Below are 9,475 nucleotides of genomic sequence, written 5' to 3'. Positions count from 1 at the left end.
CCGCCTCCTTATTGGAGGCGGTTTTTTCGTTGCCGGTCATGCGCAGGATTTCAGCGAGCTGTCCAACCAATTCAATTTGCATAACTTTTCCATCTTTTGAGACAGTAACGCTCTCTACCAGCTTCTGAACCGCGTCTATTGCTTCTGGAAGTGTGGTAGGGTTGTTGAGAGTGTGCGAAAGGTCATCAATCTTCTCGTGATAGAGCTCCGCGAGATTGTCCGGCAACTTTGGTGCTTCATCCTCAAGATCTTTAAGGTCTGCTTTCAACATCTCAATGTCGTTTGATAGTTCGACAAGTCTATCTTCCACAGCGGCGATGTATTTGCCTTGCGTGAGGGAATTGATCAGGTTCTTTTGCTGATTTTCACTTTTTCGGAGCATCGAAAGCTTCCTACGATGTTCCGAATTACGCGCATTATCCATCGCGGCATGTTGTTTGGCATACTCTTCAAGAAATAGCTTAACGGCTTGCGGCACCATCAAGCCTTGAGCCAAAGATGCGACGACGGATTGCTCGAGAGTGTCTTTCTTAACTCCGCCGATGCCCGGGCAAACGGCCCGACCTTTCTCACGGGCATTTGCACAATAGTACCTCTTGGGTTTTGAACCGCCGATGTTCATTTTTCCACCACAGCATCCACAATGGATCAATCCTGAGAGGAGATGGCGACTGCGTCGGGTCGCTTGGGAGCCAGATAAGCCGTTCTTATCACCCGTGTTGTAAGCCGCTCGCTTTGCGTCGAATGCGGCTTGACGCGCCTTAACCTTATCCCAAAGCGCTTGATCAATGATGCGAAGTTCAGGATGCTCATTGACTTTTAATTGATCGGTTGAGTTAAGTCGGGAAATACGTCCCTTTTGTTCCGGATCGTATACGTAGTGCAGCTTGTTCCAAACGTGTTGCCCGATATAAAGCTCGTTATTAAGAATACCGTTGCGGCGTTCACGGCTTCCCTGAATTGTATTGGCTTTCCAGTGCTTTCCTGATGGGGATGGGATTTTGTCCAGGTTCAAATCAGTAGCAATTTTCTTGGGAGAAATGCCATTGGCGTATTCTGTCATAATTCGCTTAACAATTTCGGCTTCTTCCGGAACGATTTCGCGCTCACCAACGACAGCATGTCCATCAGAACCGATTTTGGTGCGATAGCCATAGGCCTTTCCGCCAGCGAACTTTCCTTTGTCGACCCTTGATGCAAGGCCATTGCGGGTTCGCATTGAGAGATACTCAAGGTATAAAGAGTTCATTGTTGAACCTAATCCAAGGGTCATCAGAGAAATCTTGCGTTCTTTAATGGTATGAAGTTCCACGCCGTGGAATTGCGCCAGCTTAAAGAGCTTTGCGGACTCTTCCTGATCCCTACTGAAACGATCCAATGCTTCAGCCAGAACAATCTTGCACCGCTTGTTCTCGATGGCATCTTTGATGCGATTGTAACCCGGGCGATCAGAATAGCGTCCCGAGATGGCTTCATCACTGAATTCATCAACGATGTTCCACCCTTGATCGGCGGCAAACTCACGACAACGCCTGATCTGTTCTTTGGCGCTATCAGCATTCTGTTTGTCGGAGGAATAGCGACCATAAATAATGGTACTCGTTTCGGTCATGGCGGTATCGTTGATAGAGAACATGAGGAAGTCCTTTTCGATTGAATGATAAAGATCAGTACTGCCGGGGGTAATGAGCAGAATTCTGGTTATGAAAAAACGGAGAGGTTTTCCCACTCAGCCCCCTTCCATAAAAGGGGGCTGAGTGAGAAGGCCAATGAGTTGGACGCTATCTGGTGGTCGAAGCGCTGTGGGTTTCCGTCGCAACCTGTTTGGCAATCAGTGTGACAAATGGTTGGATATAGGGGCCGACATAGGCATCTACTCGATCATTGTCATTTGCAGACCGCAGAGTGATGCGAACAGGCTGAGTGGTTCTGATAGCAGAGGTCTTTTTCTTGGTTTTCATTTGGGGAACCCTCAGACGTTACGAATAGCATCGAGAACAATGCGCGCGGTTTCCGCATCAGGGATGGCTCTTACACCAGCGATTAACTCACCTGTTGTTGGAAGCCGGTCTTTCTTGATCTTGAGTCGGATGGCTTTTTCCACAAGCTGAGCAAGGTTGCCGTCGTCATAGCTTTTGATCAGTGAGCAGGTCTCAGAGAGATGAATGCGCGTCATGACTGAAGCATGGCGGACGTCCTCGGCATCAAGGACCGCTGAGGTTTTGCCGAGCATCAGATGGTATGAAAGAGCGTACTTGAGGGTCGCCCAGAGAATACGGCGATAAAAGGAGTCAGGGATGTCTTCATCGCCATAAAGATCTCGAAAGATTTCTTCGTATGCAGTGATTGCTTCCTCGGAAGCAGTATATTCAGAATGAATAGGCATAGTAGAGAGCCTTTCCCAAGCATCGCGAACTTCGGGATAGCTCTCATGTTCACGGGTCCGGTAGAGAGCGAAATTTTTGGTTTTTCTGCTCGGGTCTTTTTCTGCCGTAATGATCAAAAACCGTTGCATGAAGCCATCAAGGAAGCTCTCAGCAGAGATGTTTTCCAAAAATGTTTCTTTGACAGTAAGGCCAAAGATCATAAGTGCAGGGTCATCGACGATGATCTTGTCGGCTTTTGTGATACGTGAAAGTTGATCGTTGCCGTAAAGTTTCAGGAAAATCTCACGCATTTCCTCAGCAAACTTCTGGCCATTCATCCGTTTCAAAAGTTGGGCGAACTCGTCTTCAAACCAACCGGTTTTATTGAAGTCTCGAATATTTTCGATCAAGGCTGCGGCAGAGGTTGCACCGGGGAACAAGGTGCAGCAAATCATGTCCAATATGATGCCAAGGGTAAAAGACTTGCCCGCACCACTGGATGCCAAACAGATCATCCATGGATCGGGATAAAGGCGATTGCCTGCAATGCGAATGGTTGCAGAGTTGGAAAGTGCCAAAGCACAAACCACTGCATGGCAAATTGCCAGGACAAGGACTGCTGAGATGTCTGTGGTAGCTTTGAACAGATCGACAGTCTTGCTTAAGACTGTGTTTTTCACGATGGCTTCTGTAACCAGACCGTTACTGTTTTGCTGCTCGGTCGATAAAGCGTATTGAACAAGCTTCTTTGCTTCTTCCGGTAGGCCCTTGGTTTCAAGAACCTTTGCGAGGGTTCCGCCGGTTCTATTTTGGGTCATGTGTGAACCTCAAAGTTAGGTTTCTTTGACGAACAGCGTCATTTGCGCTCGTCTTGCCCAATCGATTTGAGGTCGTTTTCCGAAAGCCGAAGAAAAAAGTTCAACAATTCTTCTGAACGGCAAAATCTGAATTTTGAAGATTAAAATTAAACAGAATGAACCCCCTTTGAGTCCAAGAAGCGGTCCTTTCCCTTTTGTCAGTAAATGGGATGAAAATTGCTGTAATCCGCAGTTTTTTGCGGATGTGGGTTTGCTTTAGGATGTCAGTAAATAGTCAGCAAGCCGTCCGTCAGCGGATGAGTTTTGCTGCAGCACAAGTTTTTTCACGAAAAATACAGCTTCGAAAATTTCACAGAGAGAAATTCAACGCTCTAATAATTTTTCACGAACTTTATTTTTGACTTTTAGACCAAACGATATCAGGTGTGCGGTAAAAAAGTGCTGTGTTGGCGGGTTGGTGTTTTCTAACTCGCGCATGCGTTGATGATTGTTTGAAGTAGTTCGAAGCTCACGCCGACCCAAACTCCAAAAATAACTCCGCTGCAAATTAGAAGGGGTTTGATCGGAACATAGTGCTTCTTCCGGAGCACCTCGGTTGCTTTGCTGTGTTCGAGGTTTGGTGAACTCAGAACTTTCTGAAGTTTCTTGTGAATCTCCTGCAAATTGACTGCAACTTCTTCGTTTATGCTCTGCTGCGTCTCGCTGATTTTCGAAATCCGGCTCAAAACCCGCTTCGTGTGTGCGTGGCTCTGATCGTTCAGGTCTTGCATTTTTAGAAGCTGGTCGAGAGTTTCGTTCATGATGTTCTCCCATCATTTGTTGATTGTGTTTTTTTATGAGCTGATTGAGCTTGTCCCGATATCGTTCGGGTTCTTTCGTCTTTGGGGAGGGATGACCGCAGTTAAGTTCAGGGCCTTCATGAACGGTTGGCAGCTGATTACGTCCCTGACGGACATAGGAACGGTGGTCTATTGCTGAACATTTGCCATTCATTGTTTGGTTATGTGTTTCGGCCCATAGTTTCCGAGCGTATTCCAGCGCTCCGGATTTGCTCAATTGTATGACCTTTTTCGGTCGGCCCCGTCCTCGCGCTTTTGCTGAGAGCTTTTCTTCGAAGACGTAAATGTGAACATGAGGGTTGCGGATGAAGCCCTCGCTGTCACCTCGCTTGTGGTCATAGTGGAAAGCAGCAATCCAAGGAGCCCGGTGTTTGGTTAGTTGCTCGGCAAACCGCTCTACGATCTTGATATGGTCTGCGCGACTGCCTTCTTGCGGCAAGGCTGCGATGAAACCATCAAGAATTCGACCATTCTTTCCAGCTTGTTTCTCGCGGACGTTAGCAAAGTGTTTGAGGTTGCTACGTGTGAAATGTTTGAGCCCATGCCGTTCACCTATGACTAGCGCTTCTTTGCGACAGCACGCATAAATTAGTCTCGCTGCAGTCAGTCCCGGTGCGTCGTTCGCAGAAATACTGCTGTGTGAAAGTGAGTAGATAGCCATTCTGTTTTCTCGCTTCTTTTTTTGTTGGCGAGTTTGAGGAGTGAAAATCAAAGATTTTCACTGAAGTGCGCACTAACGGAGTAAATAAGTAGCATTTTGCTGTTCATTTGCGTTTGCGCAGTTTTTTCCCGGTCTGATGCTCGTACATACCCCGCAACTGGCAGTACATTTCTGTGATTTCAGGTAATGGAATATTTCTTACTCTGGAAACTTTGAGCAGTGCTGGGAAATTTTCTTTTCCGTGTGCGGGGAATCCCAAAGCAGTGAACTGATCTAGCAACACTAAGTCGCGGGTGGTTAGATTGGCGGTGTGCCGTGTGCTCATAAGAAAGTCGATGAAGTTATTGGCATTGGACAGCATTTCTATTTCCCAAAATTGTGCATCTAGGAATGAAATAGTTCTCGTTTGCAGAGTTTCAAAAAATCTTGAGAGTAGTCAGTCGGATTGAAGCTTGACGATGCCAAATATTAGAAATTACTATTGGGTGCTTCGGGGTATATTTTTGCAACTTTGAGCGGGTGATCTGATGGCAGCGCAAATATCTTTTTTCCCTGTAGGCAATGGAGATATGACCCTGATTAGGTTGCGGAATGACCAAAGCATTCTGATTGATATCAATGTTACAACTGCGGCCGATGATGCATCAGATGATAGACCTGATGTCATTTCTCAATTGCGGGAACGCTTGGAAAAAGATGAGAACGGTAGAAGCTTTGTCGATGTTTTTGTCTTGTCCCACCCTGATCAAGATCACATCAGTGGACTAGAGAAACACTTTCATTTGGGACCAGAGAATGACTGGAAAAAAGAAGATGACAAAATCTTAATCAAGGAAATGTGGTCCTCTCCGATAATTTTCCGGCGAGCAAGTAAAAACCATAAGATATGTGAAGATGCCAAAGCATGGGCAAAAGAAGCACGTCGGCGAGTTGCGCAGTATCGTGAGACTAGTTCGTTCCCGGATGGTGAGCGTATTCAGATCATGGGAGAGGATGCTGACGGCAAAACTGATGACATCAATGAAATTGTGGTTTCGGTAGGTGATTGCATAGAAACAGCCAACTCAATCAGAGATGGCGCATTTAGTGCAAGGTTGCTAGCTCCGTTGTCTCCTGACGATCAGATTGATGAAGAAGAGTTATCCAAAAACAATTCGTCCGTTATTTTGCGCTTTGCTCTTCAGAACAAAGAAAATACAGAAACCTGCCATTTCCTGACCGGCGGTGACGCCGGAGTAGCTATTTGGGAAAGGTTGTGGGAGTTGCATGGCGAAACTAAAAGTGAGTGGCTTGAATATGATATTCTGCAAGCACCACATCACTGTTCGTGGAGAAGTCTGAGCTACCAAAGTTGGAGTGATCTAGGGGAAAAGGCGCAAGTCAATGACAATGCAGTGAGCGCACTATCTCAGGTTCTGGAAGGTGGGATTATAATATCTTCGAGCAAGACGATCAAAAAAGATGATGCGAATCCACCTCATGAGAGGGCAAAGCGAGAGTATTTGTCCATGGTTGGAGGAGATGCAGACAGGTTCTTTTGTACCATGGAACATTGGGATGAAAAATCGGACTTGATTGAGTTTGAATTAGTTGGATCGGGCATTGTCAAAAAAACAGCGAAAACGGCGCGCGCGGCGGCAACGGCAATCGGCGTTGGGGGCACAGCCACCCATGCCCGAGCCCATGGTGATGTTGCAAGATCACGCTCGTAACTTTGCCAAATTAGCTCGTCTACATTCTGAGTGTGTTTCGGCAAAGGTCGAGGCTATCCACTCAGATCACGCTGTGATCTTTATAGAGCTAAATGTAGAGATGCCGCTGAGAATGCGGGCAAAGGGAGTAAGTGATAGCGGCGTAAAGCGCCGGGAAGAAGTGCTCGTTAAGCTCCCGCAAAGTTATCCGTGGGTGAGCCCGCGATTTTACCTGCGACGCTCGTTCCCAAGGAACTTACCACATTTGTATCCAGCCCCTATGGATGAGATGCCGGTTCCCTGTATTGTCGATGGGAAACTTGACGAGTATTTCGCACAGTTTGGCCTATTGGAAGCAGGTGTTTTCTCTTTATTAAACCAGTTGGTTAAATGGCTGCAAAATGCAGCCCAAGGGACTTTGATTTCTGCCAGTCAAGGTTGGGAGCCGACTCTTCGAGAGTCGTTGGATAGCTTGCTCTTCTTAAATGCAGAGCATGTTAGGGAAAATGTTAATCGGAGAGGTGGGTTTAGACTTCAAAAAGCAACATTTCTGCGATCAGGCAGCAATGAAGACCAGCTGCTTGATAAAGCAATGACTTTCGTCACTTGCTCGGATGAGGCTGTGCCGCTGAATTCATTTGCAAATTCTATTGAAGCAGAGGTTTTGAAGTCGAAGCTTTGCAGGGGGCATACAGTCTGTATCGTTCTTTGGTCAGGAAAAGATGCATCGGGAAAAGAGTTTGTTGATGACGAGTACGCATCAGAAACGGTGACAACATTTAGTGACTTAAAGGCTAGAGCGGATCGTTTCGGATGTAGATCGCACTTTGATACAGTCCTCGCTGGATTGGAGCGCGTTTGGGAGTTGGCTTGCCGATCAAAGAAGGTAGGGTCAGAGCAATCGTACTTTGTTTGCCCGATACCTGTTACAGTAATTTTTTGTGTCAGAAGGCCAGTCAGGCTTATTGGGGAACATAACCAAAGCTCAATCGAAATACTTCCCTACACTGTTGAGTTTAGACCGTCGTCTGACAGCAAGTCGCTTCTTCAGCATGGGAATGATGAACCGGTTGCGCCTTGCTCTCAGCTTGATATTACGAACCCTACCTTGCTAAGGAATGTTTCTGGTGAGGAGGATCTTTCACCAGTTGCCTTCTTAGGGGCAGGTAGTGTGGGGTCGAAAATAGCGCTCCATTTAGCGAAATGCGGAGTGGAAATATCGGCTATTACAGATAATGGGAACTTGTCTCCGCACAATAATGCGCGACATGCTTTGATCGCCCCCGCAGGAGGTTTATTCAATAAAGCTAAATGTTTAGCAGATGAGATGAGGATGTTGGGCCAGACGGTGGAGGCGAACGACATTGATCTCAGAGAAATTACGGATGCAGTAAGCGCAAAACGCATTTTACCTAAGAGGACACAATTCGCATTGAATACAACTGCCTCTCTATTGGTGCGGGAAGCAGTCGATCAAGCCCAAGGAGTTACGGTTAAGTTAGCCGAGGGAGCGCTGTTTGCAGAGGGAAATGGTGCTTACCTTCTGTGCGAAGGTGACAAGAGAAATCCCAGAGTTAGTGATCTTGTTGCTGAAATGTATGCAGTAGCACCAGATGCGGTGCTTAAGCAGCTGACAGACGAAAGGCATGGCCTGACGGAAGTGCAAATAGGTCAGGGCTGTGCCTCACTGACTATGCGTATTTCTGATGCACAAGTGTCTTCAATGTCAGCAACTCTATCTCAGAAATTTACTCGCTGGATGAAGGAAAAGCCCGCAAACGGAAGAATTAACCTAGGGCTGTCGGACCCGAACACTCTAAACTGCCATTGGCAAGAGCTTGAAGTTGATGAGTTTACCATTGTGCCAATTGATGGAATCGAAGGGTGGCAGTTAAGGATTTCGGCCCGTGTGATCAACATTATTCAAGGAGAACGCGCAAAGTTCTCGGATGTTGAAACTGGCGGGGTACTGATCGGTGTAGTTAGTGCACGGCTCAAATCAATTACAGTTGTTGATACACTTGAGGCTCCTGATGATAGCAAACGAAGTGCTACGTTGTTTGTGCTTGGTACTAGTGGACTCAAGGAGAGTATTCGTGCTCGCTATCTTGAAAGTGGACATACACTGATCGACGTTGGTACTTGGCACACACATTTGAGTAACTGCGGCCCATCAGACATTGATAGGAAAACCGCACAGGACATCGCTAATGAGCGTCCTCCGCCCTCAGTCCTGCTGATTGTTGCTCCTGACAACTTATTTGCAATCAGTGCAAAGGCAGTCTGATGAAATATTAACAAAATTTCGGGGCAAAATGATCATTGATTCTTACTCCTTTAGAGCAAGGTTTTTACCCGCTGCTATAGCGATAGTTCCAGTAGTAGGGTTTTGTTTTATAAGTCTTAGTTGGTCTGATATTTCGGTGCCAGAATTGGGAATTATGTCGGCATCATCGGTTCTTTTGGTAACTTTGTCGGATTTATCCAGAAGGTTGGGGAGGTCCGTCGAAAAAAAAATATTTGCGGAAAGTGGTGGCAGGCCAAATATTTCTGTCCTGCGGCTTGATGATATTACTTTCGACCCACTCACTAAAAAAAGGTATCGGCAATTTTTAAGTGAGCAGCTTAATGAAGCGGAGCCAGATGGAACACAGGAGCCGGATGAAAATGGCTTTTTAGAACGATGTGGCCACTGGCTTAGGGAGCGAACTAGAGATAAAAATAGGTTTCATTTAATTTTTGAAGAAAACGTAACTTATGGTTTCAGAAGGAATCTTTATGGTCTGAAGAAAATCAGCTTACTGATTTCTTTGGCAGTTATTGTTGGCGGGACATATTTTGCGGGTTTTGGAAGTCCATTCTCTGGTGATGGCGGGCGAATAACGCATTCAGTAGTTGTATTGATCTCGCTAATGCACGCAGCATATTTCGCTATTTTCGTTACACGAAAGTCAGTTCTAGATGCTTCTGAAGCGTATGCCCGCCAACTTGCTTTGTCTTGTGAGACGTTGATGGCGGAAAGATGATCGAATTAGCTCACTTGTGAAATTGCAGTTCGCCAAAGTTGGTATCCTGCCCCCGCAACCAACATTAAAAAAGC

8 protein-coding genes are annotated in these 9,475 nt (G+C 46.4%); 3 read left to right on the top strand and 5 right to left on the bottom strand.

Translation table 11 applies throughout. The features are described 5' to 3' along the window. From TH4_RS20340 to TH4_RS20315, 5 genes are all read right to left on the bottom strand, one after another. Positions 1 to 1,636, bottom strand: a 1,636-nt coding sequence (locus TH4_RS20340) for a recombinase family protein (protein ID WP_064782560.1), incomplete at its 3' end; no start/stop codon positions are given. A gap of 145 nt (positions 1,637 to 1,781) precedes the next feature. After that, positions 1,782 to 1,961, bottom strand: coding sequence for a hypothetical protein (locus tag TH4_RS20745; protein WP_157097824.1), 180 nt, complete (start codon positions 1,959 to 1,961; stop codon positions 1,782 to 1,784). An 11-nt stretch (positions 1,962 to 1,972) separates the two neighbouring features. Next, entirely contained in the window at positions 1,973 to 3,184 is a 1,212-nt protein-coding gene (locus tag TH4_RS20335) for a DUF3987 domain-containing protein (protein ID WP_064782559.1), read from the bottom strand. A 363-nt stretch (positions 3,185 to 3,547) separates the two neighbouring features. Then, positions 3,548 to 4,684, bottom strand: a complete 1,137-nt coding sequence (locus tag TH4_RS20550; protein ID WP_157097823.1) for a MobA/MobL family protein — start codon at positions 4,682 to 4,684, stop codon at positions 3,548 to 3,550. A gap of 103 nt (positions 4,685 to 4,787) precedes the next feature. Next, on the bottom strand, positions 4,788 to 5,045 hold the full coding sequence (locus TH4_RS20315; protein WP_064782555.1) for a hypothetical protein: 258 nt from the start codon (positions 5,043 to 5,045) through the stop codon (positions 4,788 to 4,790). A 166-nt stretch (positions 5,046 to 5,211) separates the two neighbouring features. On the opposite strand from TH4_RS20315, the gene TH4_RS20310 reads away from it, so the two are divergent. The 3 genes from TH4_RS20310 to TH4_RS20300 are packed head-to-tail and all read left to right on the top strand — an operon-like array spanning position 5,212 to position 9,401. Further along, positions 5,212 to 6,396 carry an anti-phage 6A-MBL system MBL-fold protein gene (locus tag TH4_RS20310; protein WP_064782554.1) on the top strand — a complete coding sequence of 395 codons (1,185 nt, stop codon included), beginning with the start codon at positions 5,212 to 5,214 and terminating at the stop codon, positions 6,394 to 6,396. After that, complete coding sequence (locus TH4_RS20305; RefSeq protein WP_064782553.1) at positions 6,356 to 8,662, top strand: anti-phage 6A-MBL system cap2_3 protein; 2,307 nt, start codon at positions 6,356 to 6,358, stop codon at positions 8,660 to 8,662. Before TH4_RS20310 ends, TH4_RS20305 begins: the two co-directional genes overlap by 41 nt. 28 nt (positions 8,663 to 8,690) lie before the next feature. Next, on the top strand, positions 8,691 to 9,401 hold the full coding sequence (locus TH4_RS20300; protein WP_064782552.1) for a hypothetical protein: 711 nt from the start codon (positions 8,691 to 8,693) through the stop codon (positions 9,399 to 9,401). Positions 9,402 to 9,475: the final 74 nt, after the last annotated feature.

This window comes from Thalassospira tepidiphila MCCC 1A03514, assembly GCF_001662875.1.
Lineage (GTDB): Bacteria > Pseudomonadota > Alphaproteobacteria > Rhodospirillales > Thalassospiraceae > Thalassospira > Thalassospira tepidiphila.
Note: the sequence above shows the minus strand (reverse complement) of the source record. Positions and strands in the feature narration are given on the sequence as shown.